At 62.1% G+C, this 16,412-nt stretch carries 18 protein-coding genes and 1 pseudogene; 5 read left to right on the forward strand and 14 right to left on the reverse strand.

What is annotated here, in order from left to right:
• Window positions 1–17: 17 nt before the first annotated feature.
• On the reverse strand, window positions 18–380 hold the full coding sequence (locus ACSFC7_RS08950) for a TRAM domain-containing protein (protein WP_436347367.1): 363 nt from the start codon (window positions 378–380) through the stop codon (window positions 18–20).
• Window positions 381–730: 350 nt separating this feature from the next.
• On the opposite strand from ACSFC7_RS08950, the gene ACSFC7_RS08955 reads away from it, so the two are divergent.
• Window positions 731–1,051 (forward strand): HalOD1 output domain-containing protein, encoded by a 321-nt coding sequence (locus ACSFC7_RS08955; RefSeq protein WP_436347368.1) that lies wholly within the window; start codon window positions 731–733, stop codon window positions 1,049–1,051.
• A 93-nt stretch (window positions 1,052–1,144) separates the two neighbouring features.
• Here ACSFC7_RS08955 and tgtA read toward each other — a convergent pair whose 3' ends face one another.
• Window positions 1,145–2,620, reverse strand: coding sequence for a tRNA guanosine(15) transglycosylase TgtA (gene tgtA, locus ACSFC7_RS08960; protein WP_436347369.1), 1,476 nt, complete (start codon window positions 2,618–2,620; stop codon window positions 1,145–1,147).
• Window positions 2,621–2,945: 325 nt separating this feature from the next.
• On the opposite strand from tgtA, the gene ACSFC7_RS08965 reads away from it, so the two are divergent.
• A complete protein-coding gene (locus ACSFC7_RS08965) occupies window positions 2,946–4,319 on the forward strand; it encodes a hypothetical protein (protein WP_436347370.1) in 1,374 nt (457 codons plus the stop codon).
• Window positions 4,320–4,680: 361 nt separating this feature from the next.
• Window positions 4,681–5,775: a hypothetical protein gene (locus ACSFC7_RS08970; protein ID WP_436347371.1), complete on the forward strand. Its 1,095-nt coding sequence runs from the start codon at window positions 4,681–4,683 to the stop codon at window positions 5,773–5,775.
• A 123-nt stretch (window positions 5,776–5,898) separates the two neighbouring features.
• Here the strand turns inward: ACSFC7_RS08970 and ACSFC7_RS08975 are convergent, their stop codons facing one another.
• Window positions 5,899–6,453: an NUDIX hydrolase gene (locus ACSFC7_RS08975; RefSeq protein ID WP_436347372.1), complete on the reverse strand. Its 555-nt coding sequence runs from the start codon at window positions 6,451–6,453 to the stop codon at window positions 5,899–5,901.
• Window positions 6,454–6,630: 177 nt separating this feature from the next.
• On the opposite strand from ACSFC7_RS08975, the gene ACSFC7_RS08980 reads away from it, so the two are divergent.
• Window positions 6,631–6,906, forward strand: coding sequence for a PadR family transcriptional regulator (locus ACSFC7_RS08980; RefSeq protein ID WP_006089028.1), 276 nt, complete (start codon window positions 6,631–6,633; stop codon window positions 6,904–6,906).
• A gap of 482 nt (window positions 6,907–7,388) precedes the next feature.
• Here ACSFC7_RS08980 and ACSFC7_RS08985 read toward each other — a convergent pair whose 3' ends face one another.
• The 4 genes from ACSFC7_RS08985 to ACSFC7_RS09000 all read right to left on the reverse strand — a co-directional run bounded on the left by ACSFC7_RS08985 (window position 7,389) and on the right by ACSFC7_RS09000 (window position 11,794).
• The gene (locus tag ACSFC7_RS08985) at window positions 7,389–8,747 is read right to left on the reverse strand and encodes a DUF4397 domain-containing protein (protein ID WP_436347373.1); all 1,359 of its coding nucleotides are present in this window, start codon (window positions 8,745–8,747) and stop codon (window positions 7,389–7,391) included.
• A gap of 157 nt (window positions 8,748–8,904) precedes the next feature.
• The gene (locus ACSFC7_RS08990; protein ID WP_436347374.1) at window positions 8,905–9,633 is read right to left on the reverse strand and encodes a hypothetical protein; all 729 of its coding nucleotides are present in this window, start codon (window positions 9,631–9,633) and stop codon (window positions 8,905–8,907) included.
• A 142-nt stretch (window positions 9,634–9,775) separates the two neighbouring features.
• On the reverse strand, window positions 9,776–11,020 hold the full coding sequence (locus ACSFC7_RS08995) for a polysaccharide deacetylase family protein (protein ID WP_436347375.1): 1,245 nt from the start codon (window positions 11,018–11,020) through the stop codon (window positions 9,776–9,778).
• 501 nt (window positions 11,021–11,521) lie between these two features.
• Entirely contained in the window at window positions 11,522–11,794 is a 273-nt protein-coding gene (locus ACSFC7_RS09000; protein ID WP_436347376.1) for a hypothetical protein, read from the reverse strand.
• 243 nt (window positions 11,795–12,037) lie between these two features.
• On the opposite strand from ACSFC7_RS09000, the gene ACSFC7_RS09005 reads away from it, so the two are divergent.
• On the forward strand, window positions 12,038–12,442 hold the full coding sequence (locus ACSFC7_RS09005) for a pyridoxamine 5'-phosphate oxidase family protein (protein WP_436347377.1): 405 nt from the start codon (window positions 12,038–12,040) through the stop codon (window positions 12,440–12,442).
• 63 nt (window positions 12,443–12,505) lie between these two features.
• On the opposite strand, the gene ACSFC7_RS09010 is transcribed toward ACSFC7_RS09005, so the two are convergent.
• The 7 genes and pseudogenes from ACSFC7_RS09010 to ACSFC7_RS09040 form a co-directional block, all read right to left on the reverse strand.
• On the reverse strand, window positions 12,506–12,706 hold the full coding sequence (locus tag ACSFC7_RS09010) for a hypothetical protein (protein WP_436347378.1): 201 nt from the start codon (window positions 12,704–12,706) through the stop codon (window positions 12,506–12,508).
• Window positions 12,699–12,902 carry a hypothetical protein gene (locus ACSFC7_RS09015; RefSeq protein ID WP_436347379.1) on the reverse strand — a complete coding sequence of 68 codons (204 nt, stop codon included), beginning with the start codon at window positions 12,900–12,902 and terminating at the stop codon, window positions 12,699–12,701. The genes ACSFC7_RS09010 and ACSFC7_RS09015 overlap by 8 nt, the downstream gene beginning before the upstream one ends.
• A gap of 125 nt (window positions 12,903–13,027) precedes the next feature.
• On the reverse strand, window positions 13,028–13,507 hold the full coding sequence (locus tag ACSFC7_RS09020; protein ID WP_436347380.1) for an Lrp/AsnC family transcriptional regulator: 480 nt from the start codon (window positions 13,505–13,507) through the stop codon (window positions 13,028–13,030).
• A gap of 480 nt (window positions 13,508–13,987) precedes the next feature.
• Window positions 13,988–14,167: pseudogene (locus ACSFC7_RS09025) on the reverse strand (DUF7563 family protein); the annotation flags it as partial.
• A 411-nt stretch (window positions 14,168–14,578) separates the two neighbouring features.
• Window positions 14,579–15,646 (reverse strand): tyrosine-type recombinase/integrase, encoded by a 1,068-nt coding sequence (locus tag ACSFC7_RS09030; protein WP_436347930.1) that lies wholly within the window; start codon window positions 15,644–15,646, stop codon window positions 14,579–14,581.
• Window positions 15,639–15,836: a hypothetical protein gene (locus ACSFC7_RS09035; protein ID WP_436347381.1), complete on the reverse strand. Its 198-nt coding sequence runs from the start codon at window positions 15,834–15,836 to the stop codon at window positions 15,639–15,641. Before ACSFC7_RS09035 ends, ACSFC7_RS09030 begins: the two co-directional genes overlap by 8 nt.
• Window positions 15,833–16,138, reverse strand: a complete 306-nt coding sequence (locus tag ACSFC7_RS09040) for a hypothetical protein (protein WP_436347382.1) — start codon at window positions 16,136–16,138, stop codon at window positions 15,833–15,835. The genes ACSFC7_RS09035 and ACSFC7_RS09040 overlap by 4 nt, the downstream gene beginning before the upstream one ends.
• Window positions 16,139–16,412: the final 274 nt, after the last annotated feature.

Here is a 16,412-nt window from a genome sequence, read left to right on the forward strand (position 1 = left end):
TTGGATCGCGTCGTTTCTCAGGCTCGATCGACGAACGACGCCGTCGCGGAGGTGTGTCCGCGGTTGAACGAGAGGACCTTGATTTCGAGAACGTCGCCGACGTCGAGGTCGGCCGGGAGATCCTCGACGAAGACGACGAACCCCTCGATCTTGCAGACGGCCTGTCGCTCGCCGGAGTGGTGTTCGGTGAACTCTTGAATGGCGACCGTCCTGACGTCGCCGATATCGACCGGCGGCTCGCGCTGCTGGGCGTCCCTGTGGCGTTCGTACGACTCTCGTTGCGCTGCCGACCGGCTCCCGCCCCGGAACCGCCTGATCAGCCACGAGCCGAACAGCACGATGACGATCAGACCGAGCGCGAGCGACGTGACCCCGAGCATACGCGAACCAGACGCCGCCTGCACCTTTGCTGTTCTGATATGGGCGTTCGTCGCTGCGCTGCCCTCGCGGTGGTCTTTGCGTGTCGCCCACCGGGCGGACGGAGTCGACCGCGAACGAGTCCGTGGAGATCGAACTCGGTCGCACCGGGAGGGAGTTCCTCGACACAGTGTCTCGGCAACCGTTCGACTACGTCGGGCCGTTGCACCGATATATCCGCTCGAACGTATGTGTGTGTATTTTCCTCAAAGAGCTACGAATATTTCGAAAACGGGAACTATAGTCACGATAATTCGTTCAGAGGGGTCGTATCGTCGCTACCCTTTTACGTACCCGACCGTTGGAGTACGTCGTGAGTGATGCATTCATCGGTTCTACTGACAGCGAGTTCGACGAGTCTGTGAGTATCGCTGTCGTCACCGCAGTTGCGACGCGACGCGACGTCTCACCGACCGAACTGCCGCCGCTCTACGAGTGGATCGATCCCGACGCACTGGACGCGCTATTCAAACCGACCCGACGCGGCGGCCCGCGGCGCGGTCAACTCGAGTTCACCTACGACGGCCACGACATCGCCGTCGAGTGCGGTGACGGCCTCGAGATCGCGGTCGACGGCACGCCGATGGCGGAACCGGTTTCGGTCCAGACGTCGGGTCGGCAAGCGACCCGGTAATCGGCACACTCGAGACTCACGAACCCGTGTCAGTCGGTGTCCGAACGATGCTTTTCTTCTACGTTCACGGTCGTGAGCGACGCAGACGGCTGATTATCCGTCCGTCAGATCGAAGACGTCGACTGCGTCCGCGACTCGCTCGAGGACGCCGTCCGGCCAGCCGCGATGGCCGAGCGTGATGTCGGCGTCCGGGTTTGCCGCAGCGAGACGAGCGACGCCGTCGGCGGCGGCCTCGAGCGCCGCGCGATCCGTCCGGTCGGGCACTTCGGCGGTGAGCGGGTAGCTCTTCGAGAGCGACCGGGGGAACGGACCGAAGGGGGGTTCGACGCGCCACGACTCGTCGAACTCGTCGCCGCGTGCGGGACTGCCCTCGGTGACGAGCAGCGAGTCGGGGACGGCGAGTCGCTCGAGGCGCCGGTGGTGGCGCACCACTTCGGGCCGCCGTGCGCTCTCCGAGGAGGTGTAGAAGAACGATCCCTTGGAGACGGGATCCGAGCGCTCGAGTTGGGCGGCGTGATCGAGCAGGGTGCGGTAGCCGTCGAGCATCGTCGGGTGGGCGCGAGCGCGCTGTTCGACGAGTTCGAGCAGGTTGCCCGCGCGGATGGCCTGCTTGATCCGGCGGATCTCCTCGAAGGTGACGTGGAGGTTGTGCGCGCCGAGTTCGGATTCGCGTTCGTCGTCGGGGAGCGCGCGGAGGTCGTCGGGCGAGTGTTCGGTACAGACGGGACACGAGCAGGGCAGGTAGTCGAGGTCGTCGAGGTGACGAGTGCCCCGAACCGTGAGATAGCGGTCGTCCCGGGCGTAGAGCGCGTACGCCGCGGAGTCGAACAGGTCACAGCCCATCGCGGTGGCGAGTGCGAACATCATCGGGTGGCCGGCGCCGAAGAGGTGGACCGGCGCGTCGGCGCCCAGGCCGCGCTTGGCGGCGGCGACGACGTCGATCATGTCGTCGTAGCGGTAGTCGTTCATCAGCGGGACGACCGCACCCACGGGGAAGACGTCGAGCGACGTCGAATCCGCGTGGCGACCGGCCGCCTCGCGCAGGTCCGGATACGTCGAGCCCTGGACCGGCGCGCTGACGAGCATCTCGCCGGTCTCGACGGCTTCTGCGAGTTCGAGGCGTTCCCGGGTCGTCTCGAGTTCGGCCTCGGCGCGCTCGCGGTCGACGTCCGGCGGCGTCGGGATGTCGACCGGCGTGGCGATGTCGGAGCCGATCGCGTGCTGGAACTCGAGGATCTCTTCGGTCGTGACGTCGATGTCGCCGTACTCGGAGAGCTGGAACGAGCCCGAGTCGGTCATGATCGCGCCGGGGAACTCGAGCAGGTCGTGGAGCCCGTCCTCGAGGGCGCGGTCCCGGACGTCCTCGGTCTCGTGGATGATATACGAGTTCGTGATGAGGATCTCGGCGCCGAACTCCGTGGCGAGTCGACGGGGGGCGATCGTGTCCAGGTTCGGATTGATCACCGGCAGGAGCGCCGGTGTCTCGACGGTGACGTCTGCTCTCGGGACGGTGAGTTCGCCGATTCGCCCGCCGGCGTCGGTGTCCCGAACTTCGAAGCACTCGCGCATTGGTCGGCTGTTGGACCGTCCGACGTAAGTCATGACGGTTTTCGGCGGACGACTGTCGGGGAACTGGAATGCAGTCGTCTGATGACATGCAAATGGAGCGGTAGATGCCTGCTCACGGGTAGTTACCATAAGCTAGTGGCGATCGCAGGCACAAGGCCAATTCTCTAGAAACCGGTAGCCAGACCCGGAAGAATACTGTCCTTTCAGGCGACAGGATGAACCTCGTATTAGGGACTGTTGCACGGTTTCAAATTGTGACTTTACCCGAGACAACCTCGTAACAGTCGCCTCGTTTTAGCTGTGATCCGGCGGTAGCACTGAGTGCATGGATTCACGATCGCAGAAACTCGGTATCGTACTCGTCGCGCTGATGGTCGCCCTCTCGGGGGGCCCGGCCCTCGCTGGCGCATCATCAGGGGCGAGCGACGACGCCGGAGACATGAGCGCAACGCTTCAAGATACAGAAGTCGAGACACTCGAACTCGATAACGTTACTATCGAGAACGCGACCATCGAAGAGCTGAACGTCGAGGAGCTCGACGCTGACACGCAAGAGCTCCAGGACGAGCTCGACGCGGCTGGCGGCGACAACGCCACTGAGGAGAACGAGACCGACGAACCGGCAACCGGTGCGTCCGTCCAGGATAACGATACGGAGATGAACGAGACCGCCGGTGAGGAAGTGACGATCACCGGCGTCGAGTTCGAGACGCTCGAACTCGAGGACGTCTCGATCGAGGACCTCGAAGTCGAAGAGGAGGACGAGGACCTCAACGAGACGGACGAGAACGCCACTGAAGACGACAATGAGACCGAGGACGACAACGAAACCGAACTGTCGGTAACCGGTGCTGCCGTCCAGGACGACGATGAAGACGGCATCGGTCTCGACGACAACGAAACCGAAGACGAGAACGAGACCGACGACAACGAGACCGCTGCCGACGGACAGGATCTGATCGACGAGGACGCTGACGAGCTCACCGTCGAGAACCTCACGATCGAGACGATGGACGTCGAGACGCTGACGATCGACGAACTGACCGTCGGAGAAGACGCTGCTACGGAAGACGACACCAACGAGACGGACGATAACGCCACTGAAGACGAGAACGCCACCGATGACGAAGACACCGGCCTCGTCGACGGCGACGAGGAAACGGACGCGACTGAAACCGGTGCTGCCATCCAAGACGACGATGAGGATGGCATCGGTCTCGACGACGATAACGAGACCGACGATAACGAGACCGACGATAACGTCACCGACGACGAGACCCAGGAAGACGAGATCGAGAACCTCACGATCGAGCAGTTCGACGTCGAGGAGATCACCATCGAGTCGATGACGGTCGAAGAAGTCGAGGAAGGTGACGAGGCTGGTATGGAAGAGGACGGCCTCGCTGAGGACGAGAACGAGACCGACGAGATGGACGAGAACGAGACCGACGAGATGAACGATACGGACGAAGAGGCTGACGAGGAGAACGTTTCCTCCGTCTCCGCGTCCACGATCGACATCGGTAACGCGACGGCCGAATCGCTGACGCTCGCCGACGCCTCCGAACTCGAGGACGCCGGCGAGGAAGAGCCAGCCGCCGAAGACAACGCCACGGAGGACGCAGATAACGACACGGAGGAGACGGATAACGACACGGAAGACGAGGACGACGACGGCATCCTCGGTATCCTGAACTGATCGACACGACGTGACACCGCGGTCAGTGCGGTCCTGATCGCTGCCGCCGACTGCGATCTTTTTTCGCGCGACTACCAGTCACGAGAGATCCTTTTCCAGCGGTCGGACGGGTCCGTCCCGTCCGATGCGATCCGGTAACAGTTCGTTCCTCTCCAGTCGCGATAAGCCGGTGGCGAGCGCAGGCACAAGGCCGATTTCGGCCGATCGGCCGGATTCGGTCACCGCAACGGACCGTCATCGAGCCGAGTACGATGAACGGCAGGTTATGGCCGTAGCGGCAGTCGCTAACTGTGTGTTTCTCCGAGATAACGCTGTAACAGTCGGCCCGTTTTAGCCGGAATCTACCGCTAACATCGAATGCATGGTTTCACGAACGCAGCAATTCGGTGTGGTATTCGTCGCGCTGCTGGTTGCCCTTTCGGGGGGTCCTGCCCTCGCAGGCGCATCCACAGGGGCGAACGACGACGCCGGAGACGCGAGCGCAACGCTCGAAAACGTACAGGTCGACACGCTCGAACTCGAGAACGTCACGGTCGAGAACGCCACGATCGAGGAACTCGAGATCGAGAACTTCGACGCAGACGCACAGGAACTCGAGGAGGAACTGAACGAGTCCGAAGACAACGAGTCCGAGAACGCCACCGGCGTGGAGAACGGCGCCGACGACAACGTGACCATCTCCGACGTCGAACTCGAGCAACTCGAACTTCAGAACGTCTCGCTCTCCGACCTCGAACTCGACGGAGCCGAGGGTGAGGAAGCGATGGACGACGGTGCGAACGAGACCGCCGACGAGAACGAGACCGCTGGTGACGACAACGAGACCAACACGTCGGCAACCGGTGCGTCCGTCCAGGAGGAGAACGAGACCGACGAGAACGCCACCGAAGACGAGAACGCCACCGCCGGCGACGGACAGGATCTGATCGACGAGGACGCCGACGAGGTCGTCGTTCAAGAGCTGACGATCGAGACGATGAGCGTCGAGTCGCTGACGATCAACGAACTGCAAGTCGAAGAGGGCGGCGGCATCCTCGATCAGGTCAGCGACTGGGTCGGCGGACTGTTCGGTGACGACGGAGGCGGCGAGGACAACGCCACGCAGGAGGACAACGAGTCGGCTGACGGCGAAGCGGAAACGCAGGAGATCGACCAGCTCACGATCGAGCAGTTCGACGTCGAATCGATGTCGATCGACACGATGGCCATCGAGTCGCTCGAGGAAGCGAACGAAACCGAAGACGGGGAGAACGCCACCGCCGACGAACCCGAAGACAACGTGACCACCGACGGCGAGACGGTCTCACAGGCGTCCGCTTTGACGCTCAGCATGGATAACGCGGACGCTTCGACCGTCACCCTCGGGGACACGAGCGATCTCGAAGATGCCGCTGACGAGGCCAACGAGACCGAGAGCAACGAAACCGAGAACGAGACGGAAGCCAACGAAACGTAGGACGACACCGAAGCCGGCGGCACCGAGACTGACGACGACTGATCACCACACCGCTGGGCGGTGGACCGGCGGATCGGTCACGACGGATTCGATTTTTTGCGGCCGAACTATCGCGTCGCCACGTCACTCGTCGCGCTCGAGCAACTGATAGTACGACACCGCCAGGACCGTTCGTCCGTCTCGGATCTCTCCGGCGCGGACGGCCTCGAGCAGTCGTTCGTACGGGCGTCGCTCGACTCGGATGCTCTCGTTGTGGTCGAGTCGCTGTTCGGCCGTCGACCGACAGCCGTGTGCGACGAAGAGATGGAGCACCGAATCCGCGAGGCCGTTGGCCGGTTCGACGGTGACCAGCGACTCGAGTCGCTCGGCCTCGTGGCCGGTCTCCTCGGCGAGTTCTCGGCGGGCTGCCGCCTCGAGATCGTCGTCGTCCGGTTCGACGCCGCCCACGGGGAGGCCGCGGTTGATCCGAGCGACGGCCTGGCGCCACTCCTCGATGCAGACGACGTCGCCGTCGGCTGCGAACGGGAGCACGCAGACGCTCGCGGGTTCGGAGAGGTAGTCGAACTCGGTTTCGGTACCGTCGGGCAGCTGAACGGACTCGTTAACGACGTCGAAGCCCGGACAGGAGTAGGCTACCTGGCGATCCCGGGTCTCCCAAGCGAGTGGATCCGGAGGCATACCGGGCTGTACGGCGGTGGGCGTCAAAAACGCCGCGTCGGACGGTCGCGGTCGACGCCGAACGCGGCGTCACGTACAGCGCCGGTCCTACGCGGTGCGTTCTGGACGATTGGGGGATCGTACCTGCTCTATAACAAAGCCACAGATCGGTGAAGGTCGTCACTCAGAGGGTGATCCATGGATCAGTTAACTGGCTTCCAACGTGACTTACTGTACGTGATCGCAGGCAAAGACCGCCCGTCCGGTCAGGAGATACTCGACGATATCAATCGATACATCGATCAACCGGTCACTCACGGCCGGTTGTATCCCAATCTCGACACGCTGGTCGAGAAGGAACTCGTCGAGAAAGGCCAACTCGACCGGCGGACGAACTACTACGCACTGACCCCGAAAGGGCGACGTGTCCTGCAGCGCCGTCAGGAGTGGGTCGACCAGTACGTCGACGTCTAACACTCCTGACTCTTCTCGAGCCGCGTCGCGTGCTGCAGACCGACGAGCCACAGCTACTGGTCCCGGACCCGCGCGTTCGCCCGAGCGGTCGTGCCGATCGACGACTGTCGGACAGCGAGAGGAAGCCAGCCGACCGACCATCCGTCGGCCGCTACAGCTGACGAAACCGCATCCGGCGACCGCGACCGCGTCTTCTCGGCCGGTCGCATCGAGCGCCAGTTCGAAGCGGCGGACTCGGGGGCTCCACGTCAGTCGCAGTCGTCGCCTGTGCCCTCTGTTCGGTACCACTATCGTATCCACGCGACAGACACGAACCGTCGTTCGCGATCGCTCAGGCGCTCTCTGAACCCGCTAGCGTCCCTCGACTGGAACGAAGCGGCTCCCGGATATCGAGACCGGGGAGTTTTCGCAGTGTCTGATCGCTCTCGACTGTCGGACCGGCGTCGAAAAATAATCGCTTAGTACGGGAAGACCGTCCGTGATCAGTCGTCGGTCGTCATCGGCTCCTCTTCTTTTGCTTCGCCGTAGTCGTCGTCACCGCTGTGACCGTCATCGCTGCGGTTGTCGTCGTCATCGTAGTCGTCATCGCTGCGGTTGTCGTCCTCGAGGTCGTCCTCACCGTTGTCGATTTCCTCCTCCTCTAGCTCCGCTTCGTCAGGCTCCTCTTCGAGGTCGTCGTCCTCCTCTTCCCTTCCGTCGACGGCGACGCGAACCTCGAAGGGGCGGTCGTCCTGTTCGTCGACGCCTTCATCGTCGCCGACGTCAACGCCGTCGGTCTCGTCAGTCTCGTTAGTCTCGTCGGTCTCGTTGGCGTCCTGTTGGACGGACGCAGCGGTTTCTGGCGCTTCGGTCGCCTCGTCTCCTTCCTCGAGGTAGCCGATCGCGAACGCCGTGTACGTCGTGTCTTCGTCGAGATCGATTTCGGCGGAGGTAACCGGATCGGCCTGGTCGATTACCTCGTCGACTTCGGCTTCGTCATCGTCGTCGTCATCGTCGTCACCGTCGTCCTGAATGAACGAGCCAGTTTCCGTTTCCGGTGTTTCGGTCTCGTTTTCGTCTGCGGCGGGCTCCGCTTCGTCGGCATTCGCTTCGGAATCGTTCTCACCGGCTTCGAAGAATTCGAGCGTCTGCGCTCCGGGATTCAGCGAAACGTATCCCGACGGCTCACCGAATCCGACGTCCTCGTAGAGCGGAAGTCCCTGTTCGCCCTCGGCGATGTCCAACGTTGGCGCGTCGGGAGATGCGTGGACTAATCGGAGCTGTGCCGTTCCCTCCTGTTCGACCTCTTCCCTGTCGAACAGCAGGAGGACATCGAACGTCCCCGTTCCTGGCATCTCTTCCTCGACGTCGTCCTGCTCGTCGAGGCCGACGTCGCTTTCGTTCTCGTCGGTCTCGTTACCGTCGTCCTGGATGGACGCAGCGGTTTCCGGCGCTTCGGTTTCGCCGCCGCCGCCGGCACTGTCACCCTCGAGTTCGCCGATCGCGGCGGCCGTATAGTAGTCCGTATCGACCGGAAGGGTGTCCTCGTAGACGGGTTCGTCGTCGCCGGCGGCCGTGATCCTCAGGGTGTACGTCCCCGGTGCGATGTCCATGTACGGCGAGAGTTCGTCGTACGCGAGGTCCGAGAGGATCTGCTGGTCGTCGACGTAGACGTCGACATTCGGGGCGTCCGGCGAGAAGTGACCGACGCGAATCGCTCCCACCTCTTCGTCGTCCGGTTCCGCTTCGGGGTCTCGCTCGTCGTCTTCGTGCTCGCTGACGGCCAGCACTGTTCCGCCGAGTGCCGATCCGCCACCGACTACACCGATCGCCTTGATTGTCGAGCGTCGTGATAGGGTCATACTACGAGTACTACGGGGAGCGAAATCGGGAAAAACCGGTCAGTCAGTTACCCTGATTGTCGACCCGTTTACTCGGACCGGGTCCGTGTAGAACAGCCGTAACGGTTCGAAACGTCCTCCTACAGTCGAGTATCGGCACCGAACACCGAGTCGCTTATCAGGTCCCGTCGAGCGAAACCTGTGACAGATCCGCTTCGAGGTCGTCGACGTGGTCGTTGAACGCGTCGACGAACGCGCCCACGTCGTCGGCGAGACGGCGCACCTCGGGCGCCGATGGCGGACCGTACTGCGAGATGAGGTACGTGCCGTCCGAGCCGCCGACTCGCAGATAGGAGACCGCGTCGCCGTCCCACTTGAGTTCCCAGCGGGTTCCCGACACCGTCGTCGCGTAGGACCCGTACTCGCCCTCGTAGCGGTAGAGTTCGCTCGCCATCGCCGTCCCGACCTCGTGGATCCGCTGGACGATCCGGTCGCGTTCGGCGACCAGCTCGGCCGTCGACTCGATTTCGGGGAACTCGTCTGGCACGTCCGCGAGCAGTCCGTCGAACGACCGAACGTACTCGTTGTAGGCCGCGACGAAGTTCCCGTAGTCGGCCATCGCCGTCTCGAGCGCCTCGGGTTCCGGCGGCTGCTTGCTCGAGACGACGTACGTCTCGGATCCCGATTTGGGATCGAATCGCAGGTACTGGACGTCGCCGGCCTCGTACTTGACCGTCCAGCTACCGCCGTCGGTGTCGAACTCCTCCTGTCCGTAGTCGCCGCCCTGTAAGACGGCGAGCTCCCGCGCGATCTGTCCGGCGTGCGTCCGGACGCGAGCAGCCAGTTCGTCGCGCCGCTCGGCGACTTCGTCCATCCCGTCGACGTCCGCATCGAGTCCCTCGGTCATTACTCTCAGGAGGAACTGGAAGCCAATACCCGTTGCGTCTCGCGGCTCTCTCGGCAGAAAAACGGCGATCCGGTGTGTCGAGCGACCGTGTAATTCGTCCTCCAAGACGTCCGTAGCGACTCGTCTCGGAGGACGGACCCGATTACTCGCCGTCGAACACGTACTCGGTCTCGAGGTCCTCGGGCATGACGACTTCGAGGTTGCCATCGTCGACGTGGTCGTCGAGAAGTTCCATCGTCTCCTCGAGCCGTTCGATCGACTCCTCCTCTTCGAGCGAGTAGTAACAGAGCGTGGTGATCCCGCCGAGCTTCGCCGTTCGCTCGAGGTGCGCTTCGACGTCTTCGACCTCGGGATCGAGGAGGCGCGGATAGCGGGCCGCGTTAACGACGTGACCCTGTACCGGGTCGTGTCCGGCGAATCCGATGTCGTAGGTGTCCGCGACGAGTTCGAGCGAGTCCTCGTCGTACTGTCCGGCCGGATACGAGAAGTAGCCAGCACCGTCGTCGTAACCCTCGTCCTCGAGCCACTCCTGTGCCTCGGTGAGCTGATCGGCCTGGTCGTCGGCGTCGTAGTTATCGAGAATCTGTCCGTTTGCCGCGTAACTCGCGATCGTACAGCCGGCGTCGTCGAGTTCCTCGACCTGGTCTTCCGTGAGGTAATCGCCTTCGGCGTCGTCGTCCTCGCGGACCAGATCCGTCGGAACGAACACCGTGGCGGGGTAGTCGTACTCCTCGAGAATCGGCAGTGCCTCGGACTCGATCGACTCGTGACCGCCGTCGAAGTGGAGCATCACCTGCCCGTCCTCGGCTCTGGGAACCGCGTAGAGATCGTCGAACAACAGTTCGTCTTCGGACTCCTCGCCGGAGAGAAACGCGATGTGAATGTCGGTGATCTCGGTGAGATCGATGCCGCTGTCCATCCGCGTGACGCCGAAGTTACACCGCTGCAGGCGACCGCGATGGATCGTCGCACGAAAGTCGATCACGTTGTCCTCGTCGTCGAACAGCTGAATCATCGGCGTGATCGTGTCCTCGCTCGCGACGGCCAATCCGAAATTCACCGTCGAGCAGTCGACGGAGTCGGGAAGTTCGCGGACGATCCGGGCCTCCTGATCGTCGGTACCGGCCTCGAGCAAGACGGACTGGTCTCCCGCGACGGCTTGCTCCTCCTCGGCAGACATGGCGCCACTGATCACCGTCCACGCTCCGAGATTCCCGAAGTCGTCGAGCGTCCCGTCGTCGTCGGGCCCCTCGAGTTCGGGTGGCCCGTCGTCGGTGGTCTCGTCGTCGGCATTCTCTTCGGTATCAGAACCCCAGAATCCGATACAGCCCGCCATGGTAACTGCAGTGGCCCCCGTTGCCGTCGCGAGATAGGTCCGGCGTCTCATGCGGATGCGGTTTGTTCTGACGTGGGATTGTTATCCACTGAACAGCCCTACTATCGTGACGTTTAGGGGAGGAATACAGGCTGCTCGAGAACCGCCACGTCGATTGTCCTCCCCCGAAAAATAGGGACTATCGCGCCGTTTCTATAATCCTTCCTTTACTAACGTTCAATAATGGATGTCGATTACGCGTATGCCAGAAGACACCTCACAACAATCAAATTTTAAATAACCGATCAACTCGTCTTCGAACACCGATATAAAATTCGAATCCGTTCCTCCAAAACTCGCTCGGAGATCGCAGGTCGATAGACGTACCGCTCAGCACTCCAACGGTGAAGAGCGGTATAATGCGACGAAACTGACGGTGGTGCTGACGATATTACCCTCTCTCGACTGCCCGATGACGCTCATCGGACGCCATCGATGCGTATCCCGTCGTCACCGGACAACTCCTCTGAGGTTGCTACGATAGCGCGTACCCGCTGAGTCAATCGAACTCCGTCACGCTTCCTCGTCGGTGTCGTTGTCTTCCCCTTCGGCGAGGTCGCCGGTGTCGTTGTCTTCCCCGTCGTCGTTCTCCTCGGCGGGGTCGTCCACGTTGTCCGGATCCTCCTCGCCTTCCCGGTCCTGCCCGTTCCCCGTCCCCTCCTCGGCAGCGGGTTCGTCTTCGTCCTCTTCTTCCCCGGGGCCCCCACAGCCAGCGATCAGTGCCGTCGACGCCGCGATACCCGTCAGTTGGAGTAGCCGCCGTCGTGTCCGCATCTCTCGTGTCACGATACTAGCCTCTCTTCCGAGGCGGATAAGCCGATAGCCGACACTCGCGTGGTCGAACGGTACACGCTGCGGACTCGCGTTCCGCGCATTTCGCCTCGATCGGGACGGTGCCTCTCGTGTCTCTCATGCGGACAACGGCGAATTACAGCTCTCGTGACCTGTCCGTCACGCAACGGTCCTCGTCCTCGAGTCGCCTCTCAATGTAGGCACCAGCGGGAAGCCATCGGCGGTCGAATCGACGCTATGGCATCCGTTCCCGACTCGTTTCAGGACCTGTTCGACAAGCAAACGTACGCCCACGTCGCGACGCTGAGCGACGAGCGGGATCCCCACGTCACGCCGGTCTGGATCGATTACGACGCCGACGACGAGCGGATACTGATCAACAGCGAACGCGGCCGACAAAAGGTGCGCAATCTCGAAGCCGATCCGTCGGTCGGGGTCAGCATGACCGACCCGGACGACCCCTACCGACGACTGTCGATTATCGGCGAGATCGACGAGATTACGACCGACGGCGCGCGCGCACACATCGACGAACTCGCACGGCGGTACACGGGCGAAGCGTATCAGACGCCGATCGAAACGGAGCGCGTGCTCCTGCGGATTCGCGTGGACGAGGTCGTCGACGCACAGGATTCCGGATAATTCCGCTCGTCGACGCCGTGACTGTCGGCGGGCGTCTGTGGGCTTCCCGCGAGGGCAGCGAGATTATTCGTCAGCGATCGAGCCGTCGTCTTCGCCGTCGGATAGCGAGTCCGGATACCGTCGGCACGACTGCCGGTTCAACAGCTCCACCTCGTGGGCCCGATCCGCGTGCTCGCTGAAAAACTCCTGTGCGTTCTCGAGGCCCTCGATCAGCCGTTCCGTCTCGCAGGTATGGCAGACACACCGGTACAGGTCCTCACTCATCGCTCGGTGGTCGTCGGTCGCTCGAGAGCGATCGCAGTCCGAGGTGACACTCGAGGCGGTGATCACTGGAGGGATAGTCGTCTGCGATCGACCGGCGTGGGCGTTCGTGACAGTCGATTCGTCGACTCGGAAGGGTCCTCGTCCGAGCCGTCACTCCGGGTTCGGTGTCGGTAGTTCGCTCCGCTGCGACAGTCATCGTCCTCGACTTGTTCGCGCATATAAAAACACTTCCCCCAAATCTATTTGGAACCAAACCCTGAACTTATAAGCGCTTGGATTTTCGAAGTTCCGTCGATGAAATTTATCATCTCCCTCGTGCGATCACTCCTCCGAGACGACCTGTTCGCCGAAGTGATTGAACGGTCGAATGCGCTCCTTTCGGAGCAAACTCTCTCGTTCGATCGTCAACGGCAGTTCGTCCAGCCGTGCGGCGATCTCGTTGACCTCCTCGGTGGTGCTCGCGACGGCCAACACGCGAATGTTTTCCCGCGCGCTCAGCATCTCGTCGACCTTGACGACGTTCGGCAGTTCGAGCGCCCGTTCGGCGATCTCCTCGCGCTTGTTCGTCGGTGCAGTACAGGAAAACTGGAGTCGCATGGGAAAGCCCGCCGCTTCGTAGTCGATGATTGGTACGTACCCCTCGATAACCCCCTTCTCTTCCAGCCGCTCGATTCGATTTCGAATCGTCGTATCAGTTACCGGTAGCTGAGTCGCCATATCGACCGGCGTCGTGGATCGAGCGTTCTGTTGTAGAAGATGTAGGATTCCATAGTCGATCTCGTCGAGTCCGTCGGCAGCCATACTCGAGATAATTCGATGAGGTAACAAAGACTCTTCTGGTAGCCGTGACGTCTGTCGACTCTGTTATGTGAGAATTAGTTCATTTGTTGACTGGTTTTTGGGTGGGGCTCGAGTGTTCAGTGTCGGAGCGATCTCTCGGCGTTGATGGCGTCGCCCTCGAGAGGCCGAAGACAACCGAAGTCGCGAAAATCAGCCGCTACTGACGTACTGCTTGTCTCGATGAAGTAACGGGGGTACCGCTGGCACTACCCGGTCCGGTTCACCGATCGGCGACGCTCATCGAGAATCACCGTCTTCGCGCTCAGTTACCGGACACTGTTGCCAACTCCTAGCGGATTTATTATCGTTTACTGAGTAACTCCAAGTGGACTCAGAGGCACCCAAAACCACCAGAACGACCAACTGAGTCCGAATTCCATAGAGCAGTTCGCACATCTGCTCCGTGTCAGGGTTTTCTACCCTGACACTCCTGACCTCAGTACCGCTATTGGCACTGCCGTCGGACCTGCGGGTCTGTCGCCGGTAGGAGTCACACTCTGCGTAGCGATGAGCGCGGTCGTCGTTGTCCCCATAGACGCGGCAGAAGCGGTCCGAAATGTACGCTCCGCAGTGTCCGCAGGTGGTCGAGTTGTCGATCGACGGCCACGGAGCGACCGTCATGCAGGCCGCCCCGTAGAACGGCTGCGAACTGTCAGGAGATACAGAAAGGGGGTATCTCCAGTGGGCCGGCGCAGATTCGAACCACGCCCAGATGTGCTCACTCCGTTGCGCGCGTCTGGTCTTCTTCGAATCTGCTTGGATTCCATTCTCCGCAACGCAGACCGTTCGCTGTCGCTCACGGTTTTGCGTTGCGGGAGAAGTGGGGCCGGCGCAGATTCGAACCACGGTCGCAGCAGAGCTGCTCCCTGATTCGAATCTTCGCGGCTGCATTTCCCCGCACCGCAGACTCGTCACTCCGTTCCTCGTATTGCGGTGCGGGAAAAGTGGGCCGGCGCAGCGGGGAACTACCCGCGTACGGCGTACTCTCGGTTGGCTCGCTGTTCGGAATCGTCGTAACTGGTTGTGTCTGTGTCATTGTTCGAAATCGAGTTGATCGACGAGCGATCGACGTCGTTTCTCCATGCGATCGCGGAGCCGCCGTCGTCGCTGCTCGGGGTCGGCTTTGTCGTAGTGCTGTTCGATCGTCTTTACCGTCGCGTTGACGCGCTCCGCAACGTCCTCCGGGGGCCAGCCGCGGTTCAACAGCCAGGTGACCGTCCCGGTTCGGATCTGGTGGGGAGACCGGCTCGAGGGGCACTTACTCGCGTGGGCGTACTCGGTGAATTCGCACGTCTCGCGCTCTTTCCCATGCGGACAAGGCCCGTAACGACACGGTAACGTGGCGAGGTAGCTCCAGACGCGGAGCGTGTTTTTCCCCGGACGGCCCTGCGCGCTCGCGAGTAACGGTTGTCTACCGTGGTCGTCGTGGACGTCGTACCGGTAGTTCCGCAGGTACTCGCGGACGACGTCGGCCGTCTCTCGCTTCAGCGCAACCGGTCGCTCACCACCGAGCTTGTTCTTCAGCGGCGTCCCCGTGTCGGGTCGGTGTCGGAAGTCGACGTACGGATTCTCGCCCAGCTCAGTATCACGGAGATCGAGCGCGCGGAGCCCGCCCTGTCTCGCACCGGTGAACCAGGCGAGCTCAAGGAACGCGTGTGCGCGAGTTCCGTACTTGGTCTCGCTGTTCCGGTAGAACTCGAGCAGCGCAACCGCGTCGTTGGTGTGCAGCTTCGTATCGTTCGACCGGTCCTCGGGGTCGAGATCCGGAATCCGGACCGCGTCGGCCAGCCCATCCTCGGCGGCACCAAGGTCCTCGAGGAACTCGGCGAGTTTCGTCAGCGTCCACATCTCGCCCTCGAGGGTGGCCGGGGCGACGTCGGACGCTCGAATTTCGTAGTACTCGTCCATATCGAACGGACGCAGCTCGCTAACGGTCTCGATGCCGACGGACTCGCACCACTCGACCCACAGCTTCAGCCGGTATTCCCAGCCGTGGAGGCTTCCCTCGGTCGAGTCGGCTTCGCGACGACGGAGGTAGCGACGGACCGCCTCTCGAGGCGTGAACTCGCCCGGATCGGGGCGGCGGCGTTCCCTACTCACTGTCATCACGGCTACCGGGAACCGGCGGGACTGATCGTTCCGAACGGAACTCGTCGACCATCCGCTCTTCGCGACGCATTCGACAGGCGTTGCAGACCGACGGCCGGGTCTGATCGTCGAGCGCAACGTCCGGCTTGAACCGAAGGGTCGCTTGGTCGCCGCAGTCGTAGCAGAGACCGTAGAGGCTCACTGCTCATCACCGTCCGACCAGTTCTCTGAACGATCCAGGCCGTTCATCAGATCGTCCTCACGGTCGTCGCGTTCGAACAACCGATCCGCGATTGCCGTCTGGAGCGCAGCACCCGACCGGTTACGCGGCTCGGTTTCCGAAACGTGGTGGTCATCGACGTGCGCGGCCAACTGGTCGATCGCGTCGATCGTCTCGACGAGCGCTGCGTTCTGATAGCGCAGTTCCGTCGCGATCGCCTCGAGGGCCGTCGCCTGTCGTTCCATCGCGTCGGCCTGTCGCTCCTGGTCGCGATCGTCACTCATCGGGCCACCTCGAGTTCGTCGCTGTAGTTACAGTATCCGGTACTCTTACCGTGGATGCGTGCTATTTCGCTCATGGTCTCACTGTTGTGGGACCGCGGACGAACCGCGCGCGCCACTTGTTGGACCAGGGGGCGCGTGCGGTCGCTGTCCGTCGGCTGTTCGTATCGACTGTACCCCGCCCTCTTAGTCGTCGGACGGCGGATTCCGAATTCCGAAAAGTCAGTCTTTGATGACTAACGCGCTCTCGAGAACGAATCCGTGGGTATCGGCTATT

This window comes from Natronorubrum halobium (assembly GCF_051351675.1).
In the GTDB taxonomy this organism is placed as follows: Archaea; Halobacteriota; Halobacteria; order Halobacteriales; family Natrialbaceae; genus Natronorubrum.

Coding starts and splice junctions, on each gene's coding strand:
- ACSFC7_RS08950 (WP_436347367.1), bottom strand. CDS start 380: ATGCTCGGGGTCACGTCGCTCGCGCTCGGTCTGATCGTCATCGTGCTG.
- tgtA (WP_436347369.1), bottom strand. CDS start 2,620: ATGCGCGAGTGCTTCGAAGTTCGGGACACCGACGCCGGCGGGCGAATC.
- ACSFC7_RS08965 (WP_436347370.1), top strand. CDS start 2,946: ATGGATTCACGATCGCAGAAACTCGGTATCGTACTCGTCGCGCTGATG.
- ACSFC7_RS08970 (WP_436347371.1), top strand. CDS start 4,681: ATGGTTTCACGAACGCAGCAATTCGGTGTGGTATTCGTCGCGCTGCTG.
- ACSFC7_RS08975 (WP_436347372.1), bottom strand. CDS start 6,453: ATGCCTCCGGATCCACTCGCTTGGGAGACCCGGGATCGCCAGGTAGCC.
- ACSFC7_RS08980 (WP_006089028.1), top strand. CDS start 6,631: ATGGATCAGTTAACTGGCTTCCAACGTGACTTACTGTACGTGATCGCA.
- ACSFC7_RS08985 (WP_436347373.1), bottom strand. CDS start 8,747: ATGACCCTATCACGACGCTCGACAATCAAGGCGATCGGTGTAGTCGGT.
- ACSFC7_RS08990 (WP_436347374.1), bottom strand. CDS start 9,633: ATGACCGAGGGACTCGATGCGGACGTCGACGGGATGGACGAAGTCGCC.
- ACSFC7_RS08995 (WP_436347375.1), bottom strand. CDS start 11,020: ATGAGACGCCGGACCTATCTCGCGACGGCAACGGGGGCCACTGCAGTT.
- ACSFC7_RS09005 (WP_436347377.1), top strand. CDS start 12,038: ATGGCATCCGTTCCCGACTCGTTTCAGGACCTGTTCGACAAGCAAACG.
- ACSFC7_RS09010 (WP_436347378.1), bottom strand. CDS start 12,706: ATGAGTGAGGACCTGTACCGGTGTGTCTGCCATACCTGCGAGACGGAA.
- ACSFC7_RS09015 (WP_436347379.1), bottom strand. CDS start 12,902: ATGACTGTCGCAGCGGAGCGAACTACCGACACCGAACCCGGAGTGACG.
- ACSFC7_RS09020 (WP_436347380.1), bottom strand. CDS start 13,507: ATGGCTGCCGACGGACTCGACGAGATCGACTATGGAATCCTACATCTT.
- ACSFC7_RS09040 (WP_436347382.1), bottom strand. CDS start 16,138: ATGAGTGACGATCGCGACCAGGAGCGACAGGCCGACGCGATGGAACGA.